Origin of the sequence: Flavobacterium daemonense, assembly GCF_007341385.1 — a bacterium.
In the GTDB taxonomy this organism is placed as follows: Bacteria; Bacteroidota; Bacteroidia; order Flavobacteriales; family Flavobacteriaceae; genus Flavobacterium; species Flavobacterium daemonense.
Map to the genome: position 1 here is coordinate 236136 of NZ_VJYD01000005.1, position 26924 is coordinate 263059.

Sequence of the window (26924 nt, forward strand, 5' to 3'; positions counted from 1 at the left end):
ACAAACAAATTAAAATACAAAAACTAAATACTTTTCATCCAAAACGAAATTAAATTTAAATATTTTAAAATATTTTTCATTTAGTTGTAACTTTTTTGATACATCATACGTATAACCATTTGTACACTTTAAAAATAGAGGAGGCAAAAACATGAGACAACTTAAAATCACCAAGCAGGTAACTAATCGTGAAACTGCATCGTTAGATAAATATCTACAAGAAATCGGAAAAGTTGACCTAATTACCGCTGATGAAGAGGTAGAATTAGCACAAAGAATTAAGGCGGGTGATCAAAGAGCATTAGAAAAATTAACAAAAGCCAACCTACGTTTCGTAGTATCTGTGGCTAAACAATATCAAAATCAAGGATTAACTCTTCCTGACTTAATTAACGAAGGAAACTTAGGTCTTATCAAAGCCGCACAACGTTTTGATGAAACTCGTGGATTTAAATTTATCTCTTATGCAGTATGGTGGATTCGTCAATCGATCCTTCAAGCATTAGCAGAACAATCACGTATCGTTCGTTTACCATTAAACAAAATTGGTTCTATCAATAAAATCAACAAAATGTATGCATTATTAGAGCAATCTAATGAGCGTCCGCCTTCTGCTGAAGAAATTGCAAAAGAACTTGACATGACTGTAAATGACGTAAAAGAGTCTATGAAAAACTCTGGACGTCACTTATCTATGGATGCACCTCTTGTTGAAGGTGAAGATTCTAACCTTTATGACGTTTTACGTTCTGGTGAATCTCCAAACCCAGACAGAGAATTAATTCACGAATCATTACGCACTGAAATCGAGCGTTCATTAGAAACATTAACTCCAAGAGAGGCTGATGTAGTTCGTTTGTATTTTGGTCTTGGCGATCAACACCCAATGACTCTTGAGGAAATTGGAGAAACTTTCGACTTAACTCGTGAGCGTGTTCGTCAGATTAAAGAAAAAGCAATCCGCAGATTGAAACATACTTCTAGAAGTAAAATCCTTAAAACTTATTTAGGATAAACAATATTTGTTTCAGGTTTAAAGTTTCAGGTTGTTTTTGTAACTTGAAAAATTAAACATGAAACCTTTGTAACGTAAACAACAGTTTGATTGACTGTTCGTTTTTTGATTGATGATTGAAACTCCGGCTGATTACCGGAGTTTTTTATTTTACATTTTTGAAATTTAACCGCAAAACACACAAAGGTTTTTTAAAGAATCTCGCAAAGTCGCAGAGTCGCAAAGAATAATAAACTTTGCGACTCTGCGACTTTGCGAGCATATTTCCATAAATAACAAACTTTTCATAAATCTTCGCGTGCTTTGCGGTTAAATTTCACTGCAACTCATAAAAAATTTATCTTTGTAAAAAAACAACACACAACTAAACAATGAAAAATACACTTATTGCTCCTTCCGTTCTTGCTGCCGATTTTGCAAATCTACAGCGCGATATAGAAATGATCAACAACAGTCAGGCCGATTGGTTTCATATCGATATTATGGATGGAGTTTTTGTTCCGAATATTTCTTTCGGGATGCCGGTTTTAGAAGCGATTTCAAAACATGCAAAAAAATATATTGATGTACATTTAATGATAATTGATCCTGATAGATATATTAAAACTTTTGCTGATTTAGGAGCAAATGGATTAACGGTTCATTACGAAGCCTGCACTCATTTGCACAGGACTTTGCAAGCCATTAAGGCAGAAGGCATGAAAGCTGGAGTTGCAATAAATCCGCATACAAACGTTGATTTATTAGAAGATGTGATAAACGATATTGATTTGGTGTTGGTAATGAGTGTGAATCCAGGTTTTGGCGGACAATCGTTTATCGAAAACACATATGCTAAAGTTCAAAAACTAAAAGCTTTAATTACACGAAAAAACGCTTCGACATTAATTGAAATTGATGGTGGTGTTACAAGCAAAAATGCAAAACAGCTTGTAGAAGCCGGAGCTGATGTTTTAGTCGCAGGAAGCTTTGTTTTTAAAGCGGAAAACCCAACTCACACTATTGAAGAATTAAAAGTCCTTACTGCTTTTTAAGTTTTTCAAATTTGGGAAGAAATCAATTCCAGTCATTTTTTCAACAGTTTCAATTGGAACAACGAAATCATAAATTGACTTATAGCTGAATTCATTCGGAACCAAAAAAGCAATTGCTTTATGTTCTTTTCCTGATTTAGCGACGATAATTTTATAAAAATATTGAGGGACAGCAACATTTTCTGTCCCTATTTTTTTATCTGAATCTTTCAAAATTCCACCCGTTACAATATAAATGTCATTGTATTTCCCTGCCCAGTAACGTGTTTTTTGTTCTATTCTATTCCAAATACCACTATTAAAATCATGGTCTTGAGGTGAAATATTAGACGTATAAAAAGTATCATTATAAGCACTTTCATTAAACTCCATATCACGAGCCGGGCAAAGATGCCCTTTATCATATCCTGACTTTTTATAGTTTCTCCAGTCGGCAGAACCGGTTGTTACCTTTGGATCTTCAATAAAATACGGACGCTTATAATCTCCATTTTTCAAATATTCCTTTTTTAGTTCATACGCCACCCATTCAGCCTGCTCGAATTTTTCATTATAAGAAAGTGTATAATATTTGTGCTTCACAATTTGCCCAGTAGTTGAAGTTGGCAAATATGAAATTGTGTACAAAGAATCTGTACTATTTTGAGTTGAAGCAAAAGAAGAAGTTTTTTCTGTTCCCAGATCTTCCCTTTTTGAATTCTCATTTTTACAAGAAAACAATACAAAACCAATTAAACTCAAAACAATATATTTCTTCATCTTTTATTTTTATCAGGTAATAAACTTACAAAAAAATGCTCCATAAATAATATATCTATGGAGCATTTTAATAACAAATTAATTCTTTATCGAACTAAGATTTTACCAGTTTATCCTTTTTCATTTTAGGAGTAACTGTATTTTTTACAAGACTTTTAGTCTGCAAATCATCTAAAACATTCAAAGCTTCTTCCACATAAACATCTTTAGCTAATGCTTGGTGCCAAGCCTCTCTCTTTTCTTTTAATGTAGCATCATTATTCATTTCAAGTTCTTCATAAGGCAATGATTTAAAAACCAGATTGTTTTTATAATCCGCAATTGGTTTGTATTTTTTACCTTCATTTTCAACTTGTTCCTGAGTTGCTTTAAAGTTTTTGATATTTAAACTATATGTATTCTCTTTATTTTTAAGATCAATCCATTTTGCATTGTCCTCAATCAACTTGAATTGATCGTTATTTGCAATTCTGTTTCGGCTGTTATTAATCGCCTGAGTAAATTTTTCGTTAGAAGTCCAAGTGCTGTAATCAGCCGGATCAATTTTATCCCAAGGCATTGCGTTGTCAATATCACGCTCACCCATTTTTAAGTAAGCATAACGATCTGGCATCACAACATCACTATGAACACCTTCTAATTGCGTAGAACCTCCATTGATTCTATAGAATTTTTGTCCCGTAATTTTCAAAGCACCAAGGTCGCCATAATTTGCATTACGCACAAACTGATTCAAATCAAGAACATTTTGTACAGTTCCTTTTCCGTAAGTTTGTTTACTTCCAATGATAACTCCACGTTTGTAATCCTGAATTGCAGCCGCCAAAATCTCTGAAGCCGAAGCTGAGAAACTGTTAACCATAATTACTAATGGTCCGTCCCACTCGATTTTTTTATCTTTATCGTATAAAACTTCTTTCTTTTTACCAGCAGATTTTACCTGTACAATTGGCCCTTCTTCAATAAACAAACCTGCAATGTCAACAACTGTTGAAAGAGATCCACCACCATCATCACGAACGTCCAACACAATACCATTTACATCTTCTTTTTTCAATCTTTCTACTTCAAGAGCAATATCTTTTCCAGCATCGCGTCCATCTTTATTTTCAAAATCAATGTAGAATTTAGGCAAATAAATAACTCCGTATTTCAAGCCGTTTCTTTCAACAATACTAGATTTAGCATATGTTTCTTCAATTTCAACAACATCTCTAATAATTGAAATTACTTTAATAGTTCCGTCAACTTTTTTAACTGTTAGTTTTACTTCTGTTCCTTTGTGGCCTTTGATTTTTTTCACGACATCATCAAGACGCATTCCAACAACATCAACTGGCTCTTCGTTTCCTTGTGCCACTTTCAAAATCATGTCACCTGCTTCAAGTTGTTTTCCTTTCCATGCCGGACCTCCAGAAATCAACTCATCAATTTGAGTAAAATCATTTTTCTTAGTCAAACGCGCTCCAATACCTTCTAATTTTCCACTGATATTTACATCAAAACGATCTTTTTCTTCAGGTGCAAAATAACTTGTATGAGGATCAAAACGAGTCATGATTGAGTTTACATAAACAGAAAACCAATCTTCTTTATTCAAATCTTTAATCAAACTGAAATTATCATCTAGAGATTTTAAAGAACTTTCACGAGTTTCTTTCTCTAAAGCTTCAAAAGATTTTTCTTTATAATTAGGATCTGCTTTCTTTTTATCTTCTTCCAATTTTTGTTTTGTAACCAATGAAGAAAGCGTCGACAATTTAATTTGTTTTCTCCATCTTTCATTAATTTCCGCAGTATTTTTTGCATAAGGAATATGCTCATAATCAGCATTAAAAGTCTCATCAACATTGTAGTTGAAAGGCTGTGCCAAAATTGTTTTGTAGCGTTTTTTGCTTTCTTCCATACGCTTCATCAATCTTGTGTAAGTAAGATTAAAAAACGTAAGATCTTTGTTTAAAAACTGGTCATCAAGCTGTAATTCATACTGCTTGAATTCGTCAATATCAGACTGCAGGAAAAACCTTTTTGAAGGATCTAGTGCATCTATATAATCTTTAAAAATACCTTTCGAAAATTCATCGTTGATTTCAGCCGGACTATAGTGTCCTTTTTCAATAACAAAAGCAAGCAATTCTAAAAGTGTTTTGTCTCTATTTGGATCCGGATCTTCAGACTTATCTGCATTTATCTTAAAGGCAAACAAGGTAACAGACAAGCATAATACGGCTATAAGTATTTTATAATTTCTTTTCATAAACTTAATAATAGCATTCATCAAATTTTTTAATCTAAGTTACGGTAAAAACTGTGCCAACAAAGCCAAGCCCACTATAATTTTTTGTTAAAGATATAAAAATGTTTGTTGTTGAAAAGTCCTTTAAGATTTAGTTTACAATTTTTATTTATTTGTTAGTATTCTACCAAAATCTGTTGCTACATTTGCCTAAAGAAGCCTTAATTTTGACAAAACAAAAAAAATCCTGCGACCGCATGAAAGACGAAAAGCCTTTAATATTAGTAACTAATGACGACGGAATTCTGGCTCCTGGAATCAGGGCTTTGATTAGTGTAATGGAAACCATTGGAGATGTTGTTGTGGTTGCTCCAGACAAACCTCAAAGCGCCATGGGACACGCCATAACGATAAATAATACTTTATTTCTAGATAAAATTTCGAAAGATGGTGATACAGTTACAGAATATAGTTGTTCTGGAACTCCTGTCGATTGTGTAAAATTGGGTGTAAATGAAATTTTAAAAAGAAAGCCAGATCTTTGTGTTTCTGGTATTAATCACGGTTCAAATTCATCTATAAATGTGATTTATTCGGGAACAATGAGCGCAGCTGTTGAAGCCGGAATTGAAGGAATTCAAGCAATCGGATTTTCTCTTTTAGACTTTGATTGGAACGCCGATTTCGAGCCAATAAAATCATTCGTAAAAAAAATAGCGCTTGAAACGCTTGCCAATAAATTACCTGCCGGCGTCGTTTTAAATGTAAATTTTCCGAAATTAAAAGAAAACGAAATCAAAGGAATAAAAATTTGTCGTCAAGCGAAAGCGTACTATGCCCAAAAATTTGACAAACGACAAACTCCTTTCGGGAAAGATTATTACTGGCTTACCGGAAAATTTACAAACGAAGACAAAGGCGAAGATACTGACGAATGGGCGCTTGAAAACGGTTATATTTCCGTTGTTCCGGTTCAGTTTGATTTAACGGCTCATCATTCAATGCAACAACTTAATACTTGGAAATTAAATGAGTAAATTAGACATGCTTTTTGGTTTTATAATCGGAATTATCACTTCGCTTATAGGAAGTTATCTTTTCATAAAATTATTTACCTCTTTTGATCTTTCAAACGGCCTTCAAACCATAAAACAATATGGATATTTAGGAAAAGTAATTACTTTAGGAACCGTTTTGGATCTTATTCTATTCTTATTTCTTTTGAAAAAAAATAAAGAATTAATGGCGAGAGGTGTTGTTTTTGCTGTGATTGTTTTAGCAATTTCAACTTTATTTATTTAAATCTTATCTTTGTTCTGCAAAAAAATGCTGCGTTTCTAAAATTCGGCGCACTTTTAAAAAACTCAATATGAAATATTACATCATAGCTGGCGAAGCTTCTGGAGATTTACACGGTTCAAACTTAATGAAAGCTTTGTACGAAGAAGATCCGCAGGCTGAAATCAGATTTTGGGGAGGCGATTTAATGCAAAAAGCGGGCGGAACTTTAGTAAAACACTATCGTGACCTAGCTTTTATGGGATTTGTTGAAGTCGTTTTTAACCTAAAAACGATATTGAACAATATTAAAATCTGCAAAAAAGACATTTCTGAATTCAAGCCAGATGTAATAATTTTTATTGATTATCCAGGTTTCAATATGCGTATTGCAAAATGGGCAAAAGCATTAAATTACAGAACACACTATTATATTTCGCCACAAATTTGGGCTTGGAAAGAAAACAGAATCACAGCTATCAAGCAAGATGTCGACAAGATGTTTGTGATTCTTCCGTTTGAAAAAAGCTTCTACGAAGACAAACATCATTTTCCAGTTGATTTTGTCGGGCATCCGTTAATTGATGCGATCCAAAATCAGCCTGCATTTGATGAAGCAACATTTAGAAAAGAAAATCAATTGGGCGAAAAACCAATTATAGCTGTTTTACCCGGAAGCCGCAAACAGGAAATCACAAAAATGCTAAGCGTAATGTTGAGCGTTGTTGATGATTTTCAGGATTATGAATTTGTAATTGCTGGCGCGCCGAGTCAGGATTACGAATTTTATCAGCAGTTTATAAAAAATAAAAATATCGCATTTGTTTCTAACAGAACTTACGATTTGTTGCGTTCTTCAACTGCTGCTCTTGTAACTTCAGGAACGGCAACTCTAGAAACTGCGCTTTTTAAAGTTCCAGAAGTGGTGTGCTATAAAGGAAGCGAAATTTCATATCAAATTGCAAAACGAATTATCACTTTAAAATACATTTCACTTGTCAATTTAATTATGGATCAAGAAGTTGTAACCGAATTGATTCAGAACGACTGCAACACAAAACGCATTAAAGAAGAGCTAAAAAAATTGTTAGAACCTGTTTATCGCGAAAAACTATTGAAAAACTACGATATTCTGGAACAAAAACTTGGCGGTGTGGGCGCTAGCAAAAAAACAGCAAAACTTATCGTAGCCGATTTAAAGCAAGCTTAAAACTTTTTGATTTTGAAAAAAATAATTGTTTTAATTCTTTTAGCAATCACGTTTACATCTTGTAAATCTTCTTCAAGCACAGTTAGCAAAAAGGAGACAAAACGAGAAAACAAATCCCTTGTAAATCATTTAATTGAAACTGCCACAGAAAATATTGGCGTAAAATATAAAGCTGGCGGTACTACAAAAAATGGTTTTGACTGCTCGGGATTGGTTTTTACTACTTTTGAATCTGAAAATATTAAATTGCCAAGAAGTTCTTTTGAGCAATCGCAAATTGGAACTGTAATTCCAATAAAAGATGCTCAAAAAGGCGATTTGATTTTCTTTAAAACCAACAAAAGCAGGCAGATAAACCATGTTGGACTAATTACAGAAATCAATTCAAACGAGATAAAATTCATCCACTCATCTACTTCAAAAGGCGTTATTATTTCGTCGACAAAAGAGCCTTATTACCAAAATTCTTTTGCTCAAATCAATCGAGTTGTAGAATAATTAATTTATATTCTTTTTCTTACAAAATTTTAATACTTTTAAATCATGAAAGTATTAGATTTTCCTTTGATTAAAATTACCGTTTGGTTTCTTGCCGGAATCTTGTTTTTTTATCACATACAAATTTCAGCGCTTGTTGCAATTACTGCAATAATTTTCGGCACAACTGCATTTTTGATTTTATATTTTTTAAGCAAACAACATAAAACTCTTATACCATTTTTCGGTTTAAGCACGTATTTTATAGCCTTTTTCTTTGGAGGAATTACGCTACTCGTACATACAGATTCGCTCCAAAAATCAAATTACATACATTGCCAGAAAGCATTTGAAATTCCGTCACAAATAACATTTACTTTACATGAAAAGCTCAAAAGCAATTCATACAGTGATCGTTATACAGCGCTAGTAAAGCAAATCGATGATAAAGTCTATTCTGGAAAAATTATTGTCAATATTGCAAAAGACAGTACTAATAATTCTCTCATTATCGGCAATATAATTAGAACCAAAACTACTTTACAGGCAAATAAATCGAACAAAAATCCCAGTCAGTTTGATTATGCCAAATACTTATCTGACCGACAGATTTATGCTCAAATTTACATTTCAAGACCTCAAATTCAGTTCAATAAAACCATTCAAAAAGATATCTGGTATTATTCAGATGGTCTTCATCAGCGCATTATTCATAATCTAGAAAACTCACATTTTAATGCCGACGAAATGAATGTTGCGCTTGCTCTAATTTTAGGCCAACAACAAGAAATTTCGCCAGACATCATTCAGGATTATCAATATTCTGGCGCGACACATATCTTATCTGTTTCGGGACTCCATGTCGGTTTTATAATGCTTTTGATAAATTTTCTTTTAAAACCAATTCCAAACACGAGAAAAGGATCTTTCATAAAATTAATTTCGGTTTTGACGGCTCTTGGCTTTTTTGCTATAATTTCAGGATTATCTCCTTCTGTATTGCGTTCTGTTGTAATGTTTTCATTTCTCACCATTGGAAATCATCTCCGCCGAACAGGAAATATTTACCACACTCTTTTAGTTTCAATGTTGTTGATTTTGCTTTTTGAACCTTATTTTCTTTTCGATGCAGGTTTTCAGTTAAGTTATATTGCGCTGTTTTTCATTCTTTGGCTACAGCCATTATTAAAAAAAATATGGGTACCAAAAAATAAGATTGCGGCTTATATCTGGGATGCGCTGACGGTTTCATTCGCCGCTCAAATAGGCGCCTTTCCATTATGTCTGTATTATTTTCATCAATTCCCTGGACTGTTTTTCATTACAAATATTGTTATCATTCCTGTTTTAGCCTTTGTGATGATTGCCGGAATTATTGTAATGGTTTATGCAGCATTTGATTCTCCTCCACTTTTCTTGACTAAAATTCTAGAAAAAAGCATTTATATTTTAAACGAAATTATTCATGCTATCGCTTCTGTCAAATCATTTGTAATTCTGGACATCAGCTTTAATTTTTACTTTCTTCTTACTTTTTATCTTTTGATATTCACAGCAATTATTTGGCTTAAAAAACCTGCTTTCAACAAATTAATTGCATTATTGCTAGCTATAATCATGGTTCAGATTTCTTTTATTTATACCAAAAAAGAAACACAAACACAGCAAGAATTGACCATTTATAATTTGAAGAAAAAAACAGTGATTACAATTCGAAACGGAAAAAATATTGCACTTTATACCAATGATAAACATTTTTCGATCGACTCTAAAACCAAAGTTTTAAATTCATATTTGACAGGAACTTTTGGTAAAATAAAATCCATCAGTCAAACTAAAAATTTGCTTTTTTATAATGGCAAAAAAATCTTTATCATAGACAGTTCTGCTATTTATGACCAAAAGATTCAACCAGACATTTTAATATTGGTACAATCCCAAAAATAAATTTAGATCGAGTGCTCGCGGAAATTCAACCAACAATAATCATCGCTGATGCTTCAAATTCTAACTCAATTCAAAAAATTTGGAAAAGCACTTGCAGTAAAAAAAACATCCCTTTTCATGCCACAGCCGAAAAGGGATATTATCAGTTAAAATAAAAATTTTGTTATTCTGGATTCATCATAATATTAGCTTCAGAAATCCATGCTTTTGCAGTAACGGGTTTGTAAGGAAGCCTGCCAAGCAAATTAAAAGTTGTTTTAGTTTTTCGAACAGAAGCTAAGGTTAAACAAGCCTGCGGCAATTCTACTACACCAAGTGCATTCTTCAAACTAACGTTTTGTTCTTTTTCGGCATCAGATATTGTTGTGTCTGATAAATCTAATCTTACCAAAACAACATTGTCACGAGCCCACACCACAAAATCTGGCGTATTAAAAATTTCATTTTGGAGTCTTGTTGGAGCGCCCGCAATTGTAAAAAATATAAATAGCGGTCTTTTCTGTTCCATACTTGCTGCAACAGCATCAGTCATTGAAGTTTTCCACACCAATCCTTGCGAATGGAGGCAAAACGAACCTAAAAACACGAGCAGTGTCAGTACTTTTTTTGTCATAATTATTTGGGGTTTGAAGTAGGTTAATTTCGACTAAAGTACTATAATATCCGACGAAATACCACATCGTTAAACAAAAAATCGCAAAAAAAAGTAAGAAAATCGAAATTGCTAATAAAAAGTTAAATAAATAAAAAATTGCAAAAAAATGCTCCTGAAATTTTTAAACTTTTCATCTCAATTTAAAAAATATCCCCTTTTTACATTCATAAAAAGGGGATATTTAACGAAAAAATTAGCTAATTCTTATTCGCTTGGATGCAAAATTCCATTTGATTCAGCAATCCATGCTTTTGCTCCTCCAGGTTTATAGGATATTTTTCCTAGAGCACTAAAAGTTGTTTTGTTTTTTCTGATCGATGCACTGGCAAAACAAACCTGTGGTAAATCTTCAACGCCAAAAGCATTTTTCAATCTGAGATTTTGTTCTTTATCACTGTCTGAAGCTGAATTATCAGACAGATCAAGTTTTACCAGAACAACATTGTCGCGCGACCACACAGCAAAATCTGGCGTTTTAAATATTTCATTCTGAAGATTCTCTGGTACACCTGAGGCAGTGAAAAGAATTAACATTGGTTTTCTTTGTTCATTACTAATTGCAATTGCATCTGTCATATTAGTTCTCCAAACGAGATTTTGCGCCTGCATAAAAAATGAACCTAAAAAAAATAGTAGGATAAGTAATTTTTTGGTCATATTCATTGGTTTTGGTTGGATTAGTGAAACGAAATTAACATAATATTTTAATTATGCAATTTATTTAAGATAAAAAATACATAATGTGTTTTTTTACAAACAAAAAAATATCAAATACTCAATAATATAAAAAATCTACTCAAAACTTTTCCTACTAAATAAAAAACGCTCCTTATGCAACGAGCACAAGGAGCTTTTATTTTTTTTATATTTTAAAACTTAAGACTTCTTCGGATTTATAATTCCGTCTGCAACGGTCAGCCAAGCTGAAGGCCCACCGGCAACATAACCCGTTTGCCCTAAACCTTTAAAGTTTACTTTTCCATCTTTAGATTCAGCACTTGTAAAAAAGATTGTTGGAAAACCTTGTATCCCAAATGCTTGCTGTAATTCATTGTTCTGATTTTTAATTTCTGGAGTCTGAGGTGTTCTTCTCGGGTAATCCAATTCTACCAAAACAACATTATCAGTCGCCCATTTTTTAAATTCAGGCGTCTTCAAAACTTCATTCTGCAAACGAATACACCAACCGCACCAATCACTTCCTGTAAAAAACATCAACATTGGTTTATGCACCGTATTACTTACCGTGATTGCTTCTCTTACATCAGTGTACCATTTAAGTTCCTGCGCTTGAGATGCAAAACTTCCAATTAAAAACAAAGCGATAAAATAAAACTTTTTCATATTTTATATTTTTCCACAAATTTAAACAAAAAAGGAATCAGAAAAACATGTCCTATTTTACTTCTTGCATTAATTTTTTCATCAACGGCATAGCAACTATCAAAGCAACAGCGGCAATTACCGCATAAATTGCTAATTGATAATAACCATCAGTATAAGCCATTAATTTAGACATTAAGGTTGTTCCGGTATTAGCATTTGACATTTCAGCTCCTAATTTTCCAGCAGCAAATTGTCCGAATGCGCTTGACAAGAACCAAAGTCCCATCATCATACCAAACAAACGTTTTGGCGAAAGCTTAGTAATTACAGACATTCCGATTGGTCCAATACATAATTCTCCAAGTGTGTATAAAAGATATCCTAAAGCAAAGACATCCAGAGAACTTAGCCCGTCTTTATTGACAAAAAATCTTGCCGCATAAAAAATAAAGAATCCAGCCGCTAGTAAAAGGAACGACAAACTAAATTTAATAATCGTATTAGGCTCGACTTTTCGTTTAGACAAATAAATCCACAACAACCCAACTAATGGGCTAAAAATAATAACATATAATGAGTTTATACTATTATTTACAACGTTTGGATCAATGTTAAAAAACAACAATTTAGTAGACAAATTGTCTTTTGCAAACAATGATAATGACCCTCCAGATTGTTCTGAAATAGCCATAAACATAAAATACGCAAAAATAAAGACAAATGCCGCCAATAGCTTAAGCTGCTGCTTTCGCTCTTTGATCATTATCAATTCGTATATAAAATACACTAATGCCAAAACCCCAATTGTATACATAAAATATTCTGTATAATCAGAGTTTATAACCATTATGTACACAAGCGGAATTACGACTATAGAACCCGCATAAACTGCAATTTCATAAAGACTACGTTTTTTCGGCGTCTGTTTTTCTAATGGAGAATTTCCTATTGGAGCAAGATACTTTTTAGTCAAAAGAAATGTTACAACCCCAATAACCATAACAATTGCCGCAGAAAGGAAACACAAACTCCAAGAATAGTTTTTGCCTAAATAAATAGGAATTGCTCCTCCTAACATTCCGCCAATATTGATTCCGGCATAAAACAATCCGTAACCTGCGTCACGACGTCCATCTTCTTCATGATATAATTCACCAACCATTGACGAAACATTCGGCTTAAAAAAACCAGTTCCAATAATAGAAAGTGTTATTCCGTAATAAAAGAAATCATGCGGATTTGCGGCAATCAGTAAATTACCCAAAATCATAACTATTCCTCCAAAAAGAAGTGACTTTTTAAAACCTAAAACTTTATCGGCAAAAATTCCACCAATAAAAGTAAAAGCATAAACAAATGCTTGTACAGCACCATATTGAAGATTTGCTTTCCCTTCAACCAAACCTAATTGGTCGACCATGAAAACTGCTAAAACCCCTCTCATTCCGTAGAAGCAAAAACGCTCCCACATTTCAACCAAAAACAAGTACCACAATTGCTTTGGGTACTTGCCTTTAAAATTTTGAATTTCTTCTAATGTAATTGTCTTTTCCATATTATCTAACACCGTGCATCATTTTTTTCAAGAACGGCGTCAAAGCAAATAAAATCAATGCAGCAATACCAGTAAGAACAACAAATACCATGAAGAATTCATATAAATTATGAATTTCGAATCCTGCAAAAAAGTGATTATGCGCACTAATTTGGTGTTGATCTAAAAGTGCTAATTGCTCAGCAGTTGGCGTAATTTTATTATCTAAAACTGCTTGAAGATCAATTCCTAATTCTTTTGCCTTTGCAAATTTATCACCTGTTGCTGGCAAAATAGAACCTAAAGTTCCTCCTAATGCATATCCTGATGCATTTGACAAGAAAAACACTCCATATAACAATGAAGCAAAACGTTTTGGAGATAATTTACCTACCAATGATAAACCAATTGGAGATAAACACAACTCTGCACAAGTATTCAAAAAATATAATAAAATAAGCCATTTTACTAATAACAATCCAGATGTTCCAATGTAAGAAACCTGAGTCGCAATCATGAAGAAACTTATTGAAATTATAACTAATCCTGCAGCTAATTTTACTGGAGAAATTGGTTCTTTATCCCTAGCTCTTAAGAAATCCCATAGTACACTAAATGGTACTGCCATTATAACCACAAATAATCCATTGAAAATTTGAACCATTGATGGCGGCATCAGAAAACCAAAGAAATGTCTGTCGGTTTGATTATCTGCAATAAAAGTCAATGAAGAACCTGCTTGCTCAAAAGCCGCCCAGAAGAAAATAATAAAGAACGAAACAATGTAAATTACAATAATTCTGTCTCTTTCAATTTTAGTCAATGAAGTATCTGAAATAATCAATCCAGCCAATGCCAATCCACTAGAATAAATCAAAGTATAAATCAAATTTTGACCTACTACATAATGAAAAAAGAATCCTAATGCAATAAATGCAAGTCCAGCAACCACTAAAGCTTTAGTAGAAAAATTAGCTTTTTGCGCTTCACCTTCTTCAAAGTCTGAAGCTTCATTTTTAGAAGGCAAACCTCCTAATGGTCTTCCTTCAGGAGAAACCACATATTTATTTTTTAAGAAATAGAAAAGGATTGTTCCCAAAAGCATTGCTACAGAAGCCGCCATGAATCCCCATCTAAAAGCATGAATATCTCTAATTCCTCCAGCATCTTTAACATCTCCCAATAAAGGACAAATCGACTGTCCTAAAAAAGCTCCAATGTTGATACCCATATAGAAAATAGTAAAAGCACTATCTAATTTTGTCTTTTCTTGTTTTGGATACAAGCTTCCCACCATACTAGAAATATTCGGTTTGAAGAATCCATTACCAAAAACAATAACTCCTAAAGCAGAGTACATAATAATTTTAGCCAAAGGCAAATTACTTTCAAAAATACTACCGCTGGTAAATAACAACATTTGTCCTGTTGCCATTAATAACCCACCTAATAAAATACAATTTCTGTTACCTAAAAAACGATCGGCAACAAAACCTCCTAACATTGGAGTTAAATAACAAAGCCCAAGAAAACCTCCATAAATTAATGAAGCTTCCTCTTCCTTCATCAACAATGAGTTCACAAGAAATAAAGTCAATAAAGCTCGCATTCCATAAAAATTGAATCGCTCCCACATCTCCGTCCCAAACAATACCCAAAGTCCTTTTGGATGCGCAGTTTTTACTTTAGTTTCTCCCATATTATTCATTCTTATTTAAGGTTAATATTTTTAGATTATAAATTTGCTTTGATAAAGTTAGTCATTTTATTATAAAGCTGAATTCTTGTGTTTCCGCCAGAAATACCGTGGTCTTTATCCGGATAAATTTGAGAATCAAACTGTTTGTTTGACTGAATCAAAGCTTCCATCATCTGCATTGAATTCTGAACATGAACATTGTCATCACCAGAACCGTGAATCAATAAAAATTTCCCTTTTAGTTTATCAACATGATTTATAGGAGAGTTTTGATCATATCCAGTTGGATTTTCCTGTGGCGTTTGCATGTATCTTTCTGTATAAACACTATCATAAAATCTCCAGTTTGTAACTGGCGCAACAGCAATTGCCATTTTGAAAACATCATTTCCTTGGAAAATACAGTTAGAAGCCATAAATCCTCCGTAGCTCCATCCCCAAATACCAATTCTTGAAGCATCAACATATGGATAAGAACCAATTACTTTTGCAGCATCAATTTGATCTTCAACTTCGTATTTACCTAATTGTAATTGTGTAACTTTTTTGAAATCTGCACCTTTATATCCTGTTCCTCTTCCATCAACACACGCCACAATGTAACCTTGCTGTGTAAGCATCATGAACCAATAATCGTTAGAAGCGTTCCACTGATTTGCGACCTGCTGCGATCCCGGACCAGAATATTGATACATGAAAACTGGATATTTTTTTGAAGCATCAAAATCTTTTGGCTTCATAATCCATGCATTCAATTCATTTCCTTTTGCCGTTTTTAAAACAAAAAATTCTTTTGAAGGCATATTGTATCCTTTTAATTTATCAGCAAGAGCTTGATTATTTTCTATAACCTGAATTTCTTTTCCAGCTTTAGCATCATTTAAAGTATAAACCGTTGGCTGAGAAGCGCTAGAATACGTATTAATAAAGTATTGAAAATTTGGACTGAAAGTCGCTTTGTTTGTACCTACTTTATTTGTTAAAGCAACTTTGTTTTTTCCGTCTAATGAGATACGGTAAACTGCTCTATTTATAGAACCATTTTCTGTAGATTGGTAGAAAATAGTTTTAGTTTTTTCGTCGAAACCGTAGTATGAAGTAACTTCCCAGTTTCCTTTTGTAACCTGATTTTTAAGTTTTCCGGTTTTATCATAAACATAAATATGATTAAATCCGTCTTTTTCGCTTGTCCAGAGAAAACTGTTGTCTTTAAGGAAAGTCAAATTATCTGTAACATCAACATAAGCTTTATCTTTTTCGTTCAAAACTACTTTTGCAGCAGCTGTATTTCCATCGATAAACAATAAATCTAAATTATCTTGATGACGGTTTAAAACTTGAGCAGACAATACATTATTGTCATTTGTCCATTGCATTCTTGCAATATAAAAGTCATTGTAGTTTCCTAAATCAACTTTTTTTGAAGTGTTTGCTGCAGCATCATAAATATGTAATGACACTACTGAATTTTTCTCTCCTGCTTTAGGATATTTGAACGTTTCAATTGTTGGATATAAATCTTTGTGGAAGATTGACATTGAAAATTCCGGAACCTGACTTTCGTCAAAACGGATATAAGCTAATTTTTTACTGTCTTTACTCCAGTCAAATGCCCGTACAAAAGCAAATTCTTCTTCATAAACCCAGTCCGTAATACCATTTATAACTGCATTCTTTTTACCGTCAGTTGTAACCGCAACCGATTTTTTTGAAGCAACATCATATATATATAGGTTGTTTTCTTTTGCGTAAGCAATTTTTGTTCCGTCAGGCGAGAAAGTTGGTTCCTGAATTTGAGAATCAAGCAATTTCGTCAACGTTTTTCCTGCAATATCATAAACAAAATAATCAGCAGTAAAAGAGTGGCGGAAAATCTTGTTTGAATTACAAGCAATCAGCATCTTTTTTTCAGAAGCATCAAAAGTGTAAGCATCAATTCCTTCTGCAAGCTCGTTGAAATTCTTTGTATCAATTAAATTTGAAACTTTTTTTAGCGTTGCAAAATCGTATAAATCAACCTGCATACTTCTGCTTGCCTGATCGACATTTAAAACAGTATATTGATTGGTATTTTTTAAGGATTGCATCTGGTCCATTCCTTTAGCACGAAATGTACCTCCAAAAATGTTTTCGACAGTTATTTTCTGCTGTCCAAAAACAACCGCAGTTAAAAATAAAAGTACTGCAGTAAATTTACTTGTGTTCATTATAATTATTTTAAATATAAAAAGAGCCCAATTTTAGTAAAAAAAATAAACATAATACACATTTTAAGTGTTAAATGTTAAAAAAAATAACGATTGCGTACTTTCACAACTTAAATAGATTGCAATCAAAACTCTTAAAATAGTATCTTTGTGCGCACAATATTATTTAACACACTGAGAATGAACAACGCTGTTGCCGGATTTTCTAAATTATCCAAAAAAGAAAAAATAAACTGGATCGCAAACGAATATTTTTCTACTCCTGAAGAAGCTCTAAATATTATAAGAAATTACTGGAATTCAGACGAAAAGCTTCAACAGCTGCATGACGAATTTATCGAAAACACAATTACCAATTTATATATTCCGCTTGGAGTTGCTCCTAATTTTTTAATTAATGGGAAATACAAAACGATCCCAATGGCAATCGAAGAAAGTTCTGTTGTTGCGGCAGCATCAAAAGCAGCAAAATTCTGGGCAACACGCGGCGGATTTAAAACAACTATAATCAATACCGAAAAAATTGGCCAAGTTCATTTTACATTTAATGGAAATGCTGAAAACCTACATTCTTTTTTCGACCAAATAAAACCTAAATTTTTCTCTGAAACGCAAAGCATCACTAAAAACATGCAACAGCGTGGCGGCGGAATCTTGGACATTCAATTAAAAGACAAAAGAAATTTACTTGAAAATTATTTTCAGCTTCATGCTACTTTTGAAACCAAAGACAGCATGGGAGCCAATTTCATCAATTCTTGTCTGGAACAATTTGCTTCAACATTAAAAGAGGAATTCCAAAACTCCGATTTATTTTCTGAAGATGATACACTTCAGGTGATCATGAGTATTTTATCTAATTATGTCCCTCATTGCCTTGTAAGAGCTGAAGTTTCTTGCCCAATTGAAGATTTAGCAGAAAAACATATTCCAAATCCAAAAGAATTTGCTGAACGTTTTGTTCAAGCTGTTCAAATTGCCGAAGTGGAGCCTTTTAGAGCCGTAACGCACAATAAAGGAATCATGAATGGAGTTGACGCCGTAGTTTTAGCAACCGGAAATGACTTTAGAGCAATCGAAGCCGGCGTTCACGCTTATGCGTCAAGAAACGGCCAATACGCAAGTTTATCTCATGCAAAAATCGAAAACGGAATTTTTACATTTTGGATGGAAATTCCTTTAGCTTTAGGAACTGTCGGCGGTTTGACTTCATTACATCCGTTGGTAAAATTGTGTTTAGAAATTCTTCAAAAACCTTCAGCAACCGAATTAATGGAGATTACGGCTGTGGCCGGACTTGCGCAAAATTTTGCTGCATTACGATCACTTACAACAACCGGAATTCAGGAAGGACACATGAAAATGCACCTTAATAATATTATCAACCAGTTCGAAGCTACAAACGAAGAGCGTCAATTAATCAAAGCGCATTTCAAAAAAACCGCAGTTTCGCATAGTGCAGTAGTTGAATTTATTGAAAATTTAAGAAAATAATTAGAAGCTAATCCCGCTATCCGTTACAATCTTTTGTGCCTCGTTAAAGAAACGAGACACAAAAGGATTTCCACTGCTATCGGGGCTAAAAAATCACGTATGTCAACAACATTTTATAGTAACGGAAAATTATTCATCTCTGGAGAATATTTAGTTTTAGACGGTGCAGATGCTTTTGCTTTGCCAACTAAATTTGGACAGAATCTAATTGTCGAAAATGCAAAAGACAAAATCATTGACTGGAAAAGTTATGATTACGATAACACGCTTTGGTTTGAAAACACCATTTCATTTGACGAAGTCATAAACAATCCTAATTCTGAAATCGAAACTGTAAAAACAACTTTAATAAAAATTCTTCACGAAGCTTATTTATTAAATCCAGATTTTATCAATAATTCAGAAGGCTATAAAATCACGACAAACCTCACTTTTCCAAGAAACTGGGGACTAGGAACTTCATCAACATTGATCAATAATATTGCGCAATGGACAAAAATTAACGCTTTTACATTGCTGAAAAACAGTTTTGGCGGAAGTGGCTATGATATTGCCTGCGCTCAAAACGACACTCCTATTCTTTATAAAATAGAAAACAACAGTGTTGAGCCTGTAGATTTTAATCCGGATTTTACAAAAAACATCTATTTTGTTTACTTGAATAAAAAGCAAAACAGTAAAGCCGCAATTCACGCTTACAACAAACACAAGGATCAAAATTTATCAAAAAGTGTTGCCGAGAACAATAAAATTACGAATGCAATTTTACATGCTAAAACCTTAAAAGAATTTGCAAACGCAATTGAAAGACACGAAAATCATTTAAGTGATATTCTGGAGATTCAGACGATAAAAGAAAAAGCTTTTTCTGATTTCGATGGCACAATTAAAAGTCTAGGTGCATGGGGAGGCGATTTTGTTATGGTATTATCTAAAGATAATCCAAAATCGTATTTTCAATCAAAAGGATATGAAACCATTCTCACTTATGAAGAAATGATTTTATAAAATATTAAAGACTTACTTTTTTATCCTCAACAGGTTCTGATTGCAGATGACGAACCTTTTGGTTTTCTAATTCATTAGATTCAATAAGTGTATTATGGAGACGTTCAGCCATCTTTTCGATACTATTATTGATAGAATCATAGACAAGTTCCATTCTGCGATGTTTTTCCTCCTTTACAGCTTTCAAAACATCTTCAACAAATACCTTGTCGTATTTTTCAGCCACAGAGTCGCGAGTGTTCGTCAACCTGATGACGTAATCATTACTTAAGATCGTAACCTTAAAATGCTGTTCTTCGTTGCTTAAGTAGTATTTACCACCAAGCTCATCAACATTGATGTCGGTACTGCTTACTTTTAAAAGCTCTATAATAATCCCATAAATATGATTCTCAATTTTGGAATATACCCTAGGTTTTCTTTTAAAAAGCTTAAACACAAAAAACATTAACTAACTGATTATTAAAATACTGATTCATTTTCTCTTGCTATTTTTAAAAATCGTACAAATAAAATTTATTCTGTTTAAATAAAAACGCTAACAAATTAACTGTAATAATTTTAATAACCCAAATTTTTTAAATTATATTTCTATTATTCCTATATAACTTGCAAAAAATAGCGAGATATGTATTACAAAACCGTAAAAACGTTAAACAAAAAACCCGAAACATTTTGAATGTTTCGGGTTTTTATATTTTAATTATAACTAGAAATTAGTAATTAAACTGTAATCTGTTATCTTCAATTTTAGCATTGTTTTTCAAAGCTGGCAATACTCTGTTTGTATCAGATGCACTTTGAGCTTTTAATTTAGCAACATACTCTGCGTGATTTGCAATTGCAGGAGCTTTAACAGTGCTAACGTTTTTCACTACATAAACTCCAGTATTTCCTTCAATTGGAGCAGAAAGTTTATTTGCTGCTAAAGCAAATGCATTTCCAACAACTTTAGGCTCTTGTCCAACTCCACCTGGCAACACTGGGTTATCCATAGTTACGTCAGTTGCTTGCTGAACTGCTACACCAGCACTTTTAGCGATAGCTTCGATGCTAGATCCTGTCATTTTAGCTTTTAAAATTTCAGCTTTTTTCTTGTTTTTCAAGATTGGCTCAACATAAGGTCTTGCTAAAGTTACAGATACTAAACCTGATTTGTTTTCGCTTTTGTATTGTGCAATTACGTGACCGATATTAGCCAATTCAAAACGTTTAACATCTCCAATGTTAGTTTCTTTGTCATACGCCCATCTGATGATGTTTCTTTGGTTTCCTAATGGACCAAATTGCTCATCCATAGCTTTTGCAGTTACAGGAGCCGCAACTTTTAAACCAAGTTCTTTAGCAGTAGCACTGAAATCTTTATCAGCAGCTTCCATTTCAAACTTAGTAGCCAATGTAAATACTTTATCAGAAGTAGCTTCAGATGGCTCAATTTTTTGAGCGATTGTAGCTAAACGAATTCCATCTTGTTTGTCTGTAATTTTGATAATGTGGAAACCGAAAGGAGTCTCAACCAATCCAACTTTACCAATTCCGTTGCTGAATACAAAATCATTGAATGGTTTTACCATTTGGCCTTGACCAAAATATCCTAAATCTCCACCTTGCTGTGCAGATGAATCATCAGAGCTTGTAAAAGCAAGCATCATGAAACTATCTGGATTAGCTTGAACTTGAGCTAAAATTTCTTCAGCTTTAGCTTTTGCCTCTTCTTTAGTTCTTTTCTCTTTTTGGTTTGGTGTTTGAGAACCTTCATAACCAATTAAGATATGGCTAGCCTTTGCGTTAACACCTGCTTTAAATCCTAAAGATTTAGAAATAGCGTAGTATCTTCCATAAACATATGGTCCGTAGATTGCTCCTGCTGGCAAGCTGAATAATTTATCAGCATCAACAGCTGGCAAAGCATTTTTAGGAACATAAGTAGAATCATAAGGAACATCAGAGTTTGAGTTTACAAATTCTGCAATGTTAGTAGCATTTTTAAAACCAGGCAAAGTATCATTTTTACCAGTTTTAGCATTGTAAACAACACTTCCGTTTAATAATCCTGTGATTTTAGCTTTGATTTCAGCTTCGTCTTCTTTTGAAGCTTTGTCTTCAACTAATACATATTGAATTTCACGAGTTTCATCCGCTTTAAATTTTTTCTCGTTTTTCTTCATATAATCTACGATATCTGAATCAGAGATTTTTACTTCACTGTCTTTAATAGAAGAATATAAAGCTGCAACATAACTAAAGTTTACTTTGTTAGCTTCCATTTCATATTTCAACTTTCCTTCACTAGCAGTTGTGTAAAGTCCAGATTTGATTAACGTATTGTAGATTTGAAATTTTGCATTTAATTCAGCATCTTTTTCTTTAGCAGAAATATATTGCGCTGCTTCAGGATTGCTTTTGAAGTATTCTTTAAATTTAACTACATCAAAAATTCCTGCTGCATTTAAAAACATTGGGTTTTTTCCAATATTTGGATCTGCTTTTAAAACTTCAATCAAATGTTTCTCACCTACTCTCAATCCTAATTTATCAAATTGAGCAGATAATAAGGCGATTGAAACTTCTTGATCCCAAACTCTATTTGCAGCTTCAGTGGAAGTAATTCCTTGACCACTTTTTTCAACATTACTAACTTTAACTCTAAAGTCTTCAAATGAAATATCTTTTCCGTCGATGCTTCCCACATCTTTTGAACTTTGACTAAATGTTCCTCTATTAAATAGATCTTGTATTATAAATGCAAATAATGCAAGTGCAATAACTCCTATCAATAAAGCGGAACGCTGTCTAATTTTTGCTAAAACTGCCATTTTTATTATCGTTAATTTTATATTCAGTTTGCGAAAATACAATTATCTAGTTAATAACAATACAACTAGCGTTTTATTTTCAACAATTTTTTTAATTATTAAAAAAAATCAGTCTTTTATGGTTATTTTCACCAATTCGATTTTCTTATTTGTGGCTTCTTCTATCACAAAATGATAGTTATCGATTACAATTTGATCTCCTTTTTGGGGAATTTTCTTAGTAGAATTCACTATAAATCCGCCCAAGGTTCCGTACGAGTCTTCTTCTGGGATTTCTAATTTATAGGTCTCATTTAAATATTCTACGTCTAATCGGGCTGAAAACAAGTATTTTCCTTCCCCTAATTCTTGTTCCAATAATTCTTCGTCAAGATCATGTTCGTCTTCAATTTCACCAAAAAGCTCCTCTACAATATCTTCTATTGTAATAATCCCTGCAGTTCCACCATATTCATCTAATACAACGGCAACATTTCTTCTTTTTTTGATAAGCAGATTCAGCGCATCTTTAATTAGAATTGTTTCTGGCACAAATTCAACTGTCATTAAAACAGATTTGATTGTTTTTGGTTTTTTAAACAAATCAAATGAATGAACATAACCTACAATATCATCCAATGAATTTTGGCTGACAACAATTTTAGAATAACCTGTTTCAATAAAAAGCGCTTTTAAGTCGGCCACGCTTTCAAACAAATCAATATCAACTATTTCTGTGCGTGGCGTCATGATATCGCGCGCTTTTACGCCCGAAAATTCTAATGCATTCTGAAAAATCTGAATTTCCGAATCAACTTCCTCATCATCTTCCACAGCGTTCATCTGTTCTGCAATATAGTTTCCTAACTCTACTTTACTAAAATACAACTGCACTTGATCGCCTTCGGTCTTGAAAAATTTCTTTAACACAAAGTCGGAAATCCAGATAAAAAAAGTAGATATATAATAAAACAGCTTGTAAAAAATATAAGCCGGAACTGCGAAAAACTTGATCAGCGAATTCGCATAGATTTGAAAAAATACTTTTGGAAGAAATTCGGCAGTTATCAAAACAATAAAAGTCGAAAGTGTTGTCTGAATCAACAGGCTTGTCAAATCAGAAAATTGAAATCCTAAATCTACAAAGCACTGCAGAATTAAATCTCCCATGTAAAATCCGTAAATTACAAGCGCAACATTATTGCCAATAAGCATTGCTGCAATAAATTTTGACGGATTCTGCGTTAGTCTGGTTAAGATTTTTGATAAAAAGTTATCTTGTTTTTTCTCTATTTCAAGATAAATTTTATTGGAAGAAATAAAAGCTATTTCCATTCCCGAAAAAAAGGCTGATAGTATTAAACATAGTATTATAATACTAATTTCCATTTTTTACTGTTTTTTATAATGATCGTCAAATCTCTTAGCGTATTTTCTTCTGAAGAAAAACATAAAAACACTTACTGCCGCAATCACAAAACTTAACCAAGGATTGGTAGTTGGATCATTTAATTTTGTAATTCCGTCATATATAAAAGCAACGGCAATTAATAAGTAGAGATATTGTGTATATTTTAAAATTCCCATAATATTTTTTATTCGTTTGATTCGATTTCACCGCTAATTCGCTGTGAATTAATCATTTTAAAATCTTTGCTAAAATCAATTCCCTGCCCGTTTGAAACTCCTTTAGCATCTGTAAGCTTAAATTTTCTTTCCGTATAAAACCACTCGTTTTTTTGATCAAAATAAAGCTGTTCTGTTTCCAGCATCTGACCTGCTTCTGAAGTAATTTTTACCTTGCCCTGCAAATCAATTATTCCCGTTTCTTTATATGAAACAGCGTAATTTGATGTGATAAAAGTACGTTTTTGTTTTTTATCATATAAGGTCACGTCAATTCCTTTTGGAAAATCAGTAAAAGGAAATTCAAGATTTGAATAATCCAGCATCTTTGGACTTATCAAAACGCCTGTTATGCGGCCAGAATCAGTATATTTTATATTGACAGTATCAGCATCACTTCCCGGAACGAATTCGGCAAAATTACTTCGCTGTACTTCTTTAAAATTACTTTCGCACCCAAAAAACAGTGTCACAGCAAGAACTGTGACAACGCTTATAATATATCTTTTTGGTAAATTCATTTGCCAAAAGTAGTAAATTGTGATGAGCTTAAAAAAATATAACTCACGTATTAGTCGAATTTACGATGCATAAACCATCTGTCGTTGAAAGAGAAACTTGCACTGAAGTTAAGATAATTCTCTTGAATCAAGCCTGCTGAAGTTGTACCACGTTTACCAAATTCAATTCCGAAATTCACATTTGAAAAAGATCCTGTAATTGGAAAACCAGCACCTAAAGTCATCCCGACATCATTAATTGATTGGTTGTTGATCACCATTCCAATTTGCTCATATTTCAAACCTGCTCTGTAAGTAACTCTGCTGAAATAATTTGTAAACGAAGTATAATTAGGAATATAATACCCTCCAAGAGCATATTTCGAATATTTCTCATAACGAACATTATCGCTTGAATTGTAATAATTTTGATATTGTCCTTCGCCTTGAAACGCCAAAGTCGTACCTACAAGCCATTTTCTTGGAACACCAACTCCGGCGCCAATTGTCAATTTATTTCCCATTTTCAATTTTGCCGAAACGGGATCAAATGTAATAGGATCCGGATCTGTACTTACTGCAATAACTCTTGTATTGTCAGCATTTAATGTACTTGCAAATGTATAATTCAAACTAGTAAACAATGTCATGTTTTTATAAAACTTGGTCTGATACATTGTTCCGATATTAAAATTAACACCTGATAACGTAGATTTGTTTGTTTCCTTAGTTGAATTTTGCACTCCGGTAATTGCTTCAACGCTTGTTGTTGTAATTGTACCAAAGTTATATTGCGCATCAGCTCCAATGTTCCAGTTTGGTTTAATTTTGTAACCTAAACCAAAAAACACTTTATTAACGCCGCCCTTTCCTTCAAATTGGCTATTTGTTGCGCCCTCTGTAGCGGTATTGTCATTTAAGATTTTATACCCAACAGACGTTAATGGAACCAAACCAAAAGCCGCTCCCCATTTACCCATCGGAATTCCTACGGCTAAATAATCGAAAGTTGCTCGCTGTGCTTTTTCTGAGTGGTCAGAATTTTTTAATGTAGAAGTACCAAAACTTCCTCCAACCGTAAATGTAGTTTGTCTTAAACTCGCATAACTTGAAGGATTATCAACATTCAAGTGGATACTATCTTGTTCTATTGAAACTCCAGCCATCGATCTGTTTTCCAAAGTACCTTTGAATCTTGCGTCCCCAATTCCGTAAAAAGAATATGGCGAAGCTGTACCTTGCTGAGCAAATGAAACGAACGAGATAAGTAAACAAGCACTTATTATAATTTTTTTAATCATTGTCGATTTTATATTGAAATGTTTGGTTCAAACTTTCTAGTAGGAAATTTGAATTGGCAAATATGGTATTTTTTAATCGTTTAGCCAAAAATTCTGCATCGCCTCCCGTTAAAATTATTATAAAATTTGAAAACTTAGCCCGATATTCATCGATAAAACCGTCTATCTCATAGACGAAGCCATTGACAACTCCAGAATGAATAGCTTGTTTAGTCGAATTTCCAATATACGATTCTGGTTCTTCAAAAGTCAGCAAAGGCAGTTTAGCCGTGAATTGATGCAATGATTCATAACGAAGACGAAGACCCGGAGAGATTGCACCACCGAGATAATTATCATTTTCGTCGATAAAATCGTAGGTAATGCAAGTGCCTGCATCAATAACTAATCTATTTTTTTTAGGAAATTGCAAAGTTGCACCCGCAGCCAAAATCATTCTGTCAATTCCTAACGTTTTTGGAGTTGCATATTTATTGTGAAAGGGAAAAATATCTTCATGTGTAAAAAAATGAATATTCAATTGATTTTCGAAGACCAAAAAAGCTTGTTTTTCTATATTTCCAACCGAAGCAACAACCAAATCGGAACAATTTTGAAATTTTTCTATTATTTCTTTAATTTTTTTTTCGAGTTCATTTTTCTCAAAAACAAAATTCCCCACAGAAGTATTTCCCTCAAAGACAGTTGCTTTAATTCTCGTATTCCCAATATCTACCGTTAAAATCATATCTATTTTATTACCATTGCGAAGATACGAATTGATTTTTTTAAAAAAATGTTTTGGATAAACGAAAAATGATTCTATCTTTGCACCCGCATTGAG

Annotated in this window: 24 protein-coding genes; 9 read left to right on the forward strand and 15 right to left on the reverse strand. The window is 33.0% G+C overall.

Annotated features, from left to right (window positions below):
- Positions 1-151: 151 nt before the first annotated feature.
- Both FND99_RS08925 and rpe read left to right on the forward strand, forming a co-directional pair.
- Entirely contained in the window at positions 152-1015 is an 864-nt protein-coding gene (locus FND99_RS08925; RefSeq protein WP_007804760.1) for a sigma-70 family RNA polymerase sigma factor, read from the forward strand.
- A 371-nt stretch (positions 1016-1386) separates the two neighbouring features.
- Positions 1387-2049, forward strand: a complete 663-nt coding sequence (rpe, locus tag FND99_RS08930; RefSeq protein ID WP_144337619.1) for a ribulose-phosphate 3-epimerase — start codon at positions 1387-1389, stop codon at positions 2047-2049.
- On the opposite strand, the gene FND99_RS08935 is transcribed toward rpe, so the two are convergent.
- Together FND99_RS08935 and FND99_RS08940 are read right to left on the reverse strand one after the other, a co-directional pair.
- Positions 2026-2808 (reverse strand): DNA/RNA non-specific endonuclease, encoded by a 783-nt coding sequence (locus FND99_RS08935; protein WP_144337620.1) that lies wholly within the window; start codon positions 2806-2808, stop codon positions 2026-2028. The genes rpe and FND99_RS08935 overlap by 24 nt on opposite strands.
- A gap of 94 nt (positions 2809-2902) precedes the next feature.
- On the reverse strand, positions 2903-5086 hold the full coding sequence (locus FND99_RS08940; RefSeq protein WP_144337621.1) for a carboxy terminal-processing peptidase: 2184 nt from the start codon (positions 5084-5086) through the stop codon (positions 2903-2905).
- A gap of 215 nt (positions 5087-5301) precedes the next feature.
- On the opposite strand from FND99_RS08940, the gene surE reads away from it, so the two are divergent.
- From surE to FND99_RS08965, 5 genes are all read left to right on the forward strand, one after another.
- Entirely contained in the window at positions 5302-6081 is a 780-nt protein-coding gene (surE, locus tag FND99_RS08945; RefSeq protein ID WP_144337622.1) for a 5'/3'-nucleotidase SurE, read from the forward strand.
- Entirely contained in the window at positions 6074-6346 is a 273-nt protein-coding gene (locus FND99_RS08950) for a hypothetical protein (protein WP_144337623.1), read from the forward strand. The genes surE and FND99_RS08950 overlap by 8 nt, the downstream gene beginning before the upstream one ends.
- A gap of 67 nt (positions 6347-6413) precedes the next feature.
- The gene (lpxB, locus tag FND99_RS08955; protein ID WP_144337625.1) at positions 6414-7532 is read left to right on the forward strand and encodes a lipid-A-disaccharide synthase; all 1119 of its coding nucleotides are present in this window, start codon (positions 6414-6416) and stop codon (positions 7530-7532) included.
- Positions 7533-7544: 12 nt separating this feature from the next.
- A complete protein-coding gene (locus FND99_RS08960; protein ID WP_144337626.1) occupies positions 7545-8030 on the forward strand; it encodes a C40 family peptidase in 486 nt (161 codons plus the stop codon).
- Between the two features lie 45 nt (positions 8031-8075).
- Entirely contained in the window at positions 8076-9956 is a 1881-nt protein-coding gene (locus FND99_RS08965) for a ComEC/Rec2 family competence protein (RefSeq protein WP_246074198.1), read from the forward strand.
- A gap of 163 nt (positions 9957-10119) precedes the next feature.
- Here FND99_RS08965 and FND99_RS08970 read toward each other — a convergent pair whose 3' ends face one another.
- From FND99_RS08970 to FND99_RS08995, 6 genes are all read right to left on the reverse strand, one after another.
- Complete coding sequence (locus tag FND99_RS08970; RefSeq protein WP_144337627.1) at positions 10120-10569, reverse strand: thioredoxin domain-containing protein; 450 nt, start codon at positions 10567-10569, stop codon at positions 10120-10122.
- A gap of 246 nt (positions 10570-10815) precedes the next feature.
- Positions 10816-11268 carry a thioredoxin domain-containing protein gene (locus FND99_RS08975; RefSeq protein ID WP_144337629.1) on the reverse strand — a complete coding sequence of 151 codons (453 nt, stop codon included), beginning with the start codon at positions 11266-11268 and terminating at the stop codon, positions 10816-10818.
- 219 nt (positions 11269-11487) lie between these two features.
- Complete coding sequence (locus tag FND99_RS08980; protein ID WP_144337631.1) at positions 11488-11955, reverse strand: thioredoxin family protein; 468 nt, start codon at positions 11953-11955, stop codon at positions 11488-11490.
- A gap of 52 nt (positions 11956-12007) precedes the next feature.
- Entirely contained in the window at positions 12008-13492 is a 1485-nt protein-coding gene (locus FND99_RS08985; protein WP_144337632.1) for a peptide MFS transporter, read from the reverse strand.
- 1 nt (position 13493) lies between these two features.
- Positions 13494-15170 carry a peptide MFS transporter gene (locus FND99_RS08990; RefSeq protein WP_144337717.1) on the reverse strand — a complete coding sequence of 559 codons (1677 nt, stop codon included), beginning with the start codon at positions 15168-15170 and terminating at the stop codon, positions 13494-13496.
- 35 nt (positions 15171-15205) lie between these two features.
- Positions 15206-17377, reverse strand: coding sequence for a S9 family peptidase (locus FND99_RS08995; RefSeq protein WP_144337634.1), 2172 nt, complete (start codon positions 17375-17377; stop codon positions 15206-15208).
- A 180-nt stretch (positions 17378-17557) separates the two neighbouring features.
- Here FND99_RS08995 and FND99_RS09000 point away from each other — a divergent pair, with 180 nt between their 5' ends.
- Positions 17558-18871: a hydroxymethylglutaryl-CoA reductase, degradative gene (locus tag FND99_RS09000; protein WP_144337635.1), complete on the forward strand. Its 1314-nt coding sequence runs from the start codon at positions 17558-17560 to the stop codon at positions 18869-18871.
- A gap of 99 nt (positions 18872-18970) precedes the next feature.
- The gene (locus FND99_RS09005) at positions 18971-19879 is read left to right on the forward strand and encodes a GYDIA family GHMP kinase (protein ID WP_144337637.1); all 909 of its coding nucleotides are present in this window, start codon (positions 18971-18973) and stop codon (positions 19877-19879) included.
- A 4-nt stretch (positions 19880-19883) separates the two neighbouring features.
- Here the strand turns inward: FND99_RS09005 and FND99_RS09010 are convergent, their stop codons facing one another.
- The 7 genes from FND99_RS09010 to FND99_RS09040 form a co-directional block, all read right to left on the reverse strand.
- Complete coding sequence (locus FND99_RS09010; protein ID WP_144337638.1) at positions 19884-20327, reverse strand: hypothetical protein; 444 nt, start codon at positions 20325-20327, stop codon at positions 19884-19886.
- 268 nt (positions 20328-20595) lie between these two features.
- Positions 20596-22695: a peptidylprolyl isomerase gene (locus tag FND99_RS09015; protein ID WP_144337639.1), complete on the reverse strand. Its 2100-nt coding sequence runs from the start codon at positions 22693-22695 to the stop codon at positions 20596-20598.
- Between the two features lie 108 nt (positions 22696-22803).
- Positions 22804-24063, reverse strand: coding sequence for a hemolysin family protein (locus tag FND99_RS09020; protein ID WP_144337640.1), 1260 nt, complete (start codon positions 24061-24063; stop codon positions 22804-22806).
- A 3-nt stretch (positions 24064-24066) separates the two neighbouring features.
- Positions 24067-24261 carry a hypothetical protein gene (locus FND99_RS09025; RefSeq protein WP_144337641.1) on the reverse strand — a complete coding sequence of 65 codons (195 nt, stop codon included), beginning with the start codon at positions 24259-24261 and terminating at the stop codon, positions 24067-24069.
- A gap of 8 nt (positions 24262-24269) precedes the next feature.
- The gene (gene lptC / locus FND99_RS09030; RefSeq protein WP_144337643.1) at positions 24270-24821 is read right to left on the reverse strand and encodes an LPS export ABC transporter periplasmic protein LptC; all 552 of its coding nucleotides are present in this window, start codon (positions 24819-24821) and stop codon (positions 24270-24272) included.
- Between the two features lie 50 nt (positions 24822-24871).
- Positions 24872-26101, reverse strand: a complete 1230-nt coding sequence (locus FND99_RS09035) for a hypothetical protein (RefSeq protein WP_144337644.1) — start codon at positions 26099-26101, stop codon at positions 24872-24874.
- Positions 26094-26828, reverse strand: a complete 735-nt coding sequence (locus FND99_RS09040; RefSeq protein WP_144337645.1) for a type III pantothenate kinase — start codon at positions 26826-26828, stop codon at positions 26094-26096. Before FND99_RS09040 ends, FND99_RS09035 begins: the two co-directional genes overlap by 8 nt.
- Positions 26829-26924 lie beyond the last annotated feature (96 nt).

Excerpts from the sequence above, each read along its gene's own strand:
- FND99_RS08925 (WP_007804760.1), top strand. The coding sequence starts at position 152 with ATGAGACAACTTAAAATCACCAAGCAGGTAACTAATCGTGAAACTGCA.
- rpe (WP_144337619.1), top strand. The coding sequence starts at position 1,387 with ATGAAAAATACACTTATTGCTCCTTCCGTTCTTGCTGCCGATTTTGCA.
- FND99_RS08935 (WP_144337620.1), bottom strand. The coding sequence starts at position 2,808 with ATGAAGAAATATATTGTTTTGAGTTTAATTGGTTTTGTATTGTTTTCT.
- FND99_RS08940 (WP_144337621.1), bottom strand. The coding sequence starts at position 5,086 with ATGAATGCTATTATTAAGTTTATGAAAAGAAATTATAAAATACTTATA.
- surE (WP_144337622.1), top strand. The coding sequence starts at position 5,302 with ATGAAAGACGAAAAGCCTTTAATATTAGTAACTAATGACGACGGAATT.
- FND99_RS08950 (WP_144337623.1), top strand. The coding sequence starts at position 6,074 with ATGAGTAAATTAGACATGCTTTTTGGTTTTATAATCGGAATTATCACT.
- lpxB (WP_144337625.1), top strand. The coding sequence starts at position 6,414 with ATGAAATATTACATCATAGCTGGCGAAGCTTCTGGAGATTTACACGGT.
- FND99_RS08965 (WP_246074198.1), top strand. The coding sequence starts at position 8,076 with ATGAAAGTATTAGATTTTCCTTTGATTAAAATTACCGTTTGGTTTCTT.
- FND99_RS08970 (WP_144337627.1), bottom strand. The coding sequence starts at position 10,569 with ATGACAAAAAAAGTACTGACACTGCTCGTGTTTTTAGGTTCGTTTTGC.
- FND99_RS08975 (WP_144337629.1), bottom strand. The coding sequence starts at position 11,268 with ATGACCAAAAAATTACTTATCCTACTATTTTTTTTAGGTTCATTTTTT.
- FND99_RS08980 (WP_144337631.1), bottom strand. The coding sequence starts at position 11,955 with ATGAAAAAGTTTTATTTTATCGCTTTGTTTTTAATTGGAAGTTTTGCA.
- FND99_RS08985 (WP_144337632.1), bottom strand. The coding sequence starts at position 13,492 with ATGGAAAAGACAATTACATTAGAAGAAATTCAAAATTTTAAAGGCAAG.
- FND99_RS08990 (WP_144337717.1), bottom strand. The coding sequence starts at position 15,170 with ATGGGAGAAACTAAAGTAAAAACTGCGCATCCAAAAGGACTTTGGGTA.
- FND99_RS08995 (WP_144337634.1), bottom strand. The coding sequence starts at position 17,377 with ATGAACACAAGTAAATTTACTGCAGTACTTTTATTTTTAACTGCGGTT.
- FND99_RS09000 (WP_144337635.1), top strand. The coding sequence starts at position 17,558 with ATGAACAACGCTGTTGCCGGATTTTCTAAATTATCCAAAAAAGAAAAA.
- FND99_RS09005 (WP_144337637.1), top strand. The coding sequence starts at position 18,971 with ATGTCAACAACATTTTATAGTAACGGAAAATTATTCATCTCTGGAGAA.
- FND99_RS09010 (WP_144337638.1), bottom strand. The coding sequence starts at position 20,327 with ATGTTTTTTGTGTTTAAGCTTTTTAAAAGAAAACCTAGGGTATATTCC.
- FND99_RS09015 (WP_144337639.1), bottom strand. The coding sequence starts at position 22,695 with ATGGCAGTTTTAGCAAAAATTAGACAGCGTTCCGCTTTATTGATAGGA.
- FND99_RS09020 (WP_144337640.1), bottom strand. The coding sequence starts at position 24,063 with ATGGAAATTAGTATTATAATACTATGTTTAATACTATCAGCCTTTTTT.
- FND99_RS09025 (WP_144337641.1), bottom strand. The coding sequence starts at position 24,261 with ATGGGAATTTTAAAATATACACAATATCTCTACTTATTAATTGCCGTT.
- lptC (WP_144337643.1), bottom strand. The coding sequence starts at position 24,821 with ATGAATTTACCAAAAAGATATATTATAAGCGTTGTCACAGTTCTTGCT.
- FND99_RS09035 (WP_144337644.1), bottom strand. The coding sequence starts at position 26,101 with ATGATTAAAAAAATTATAATAAGTGCTTGTTTACTTATCTCGTTCGTT.
- FND99_RS09040 (WP_144337645.1), bottom strand. The coding sequence starts at position 26,828 with ATGATTTTAACGGTAGATATTGGGAATACGAGAATTAAAGCAACTGTC.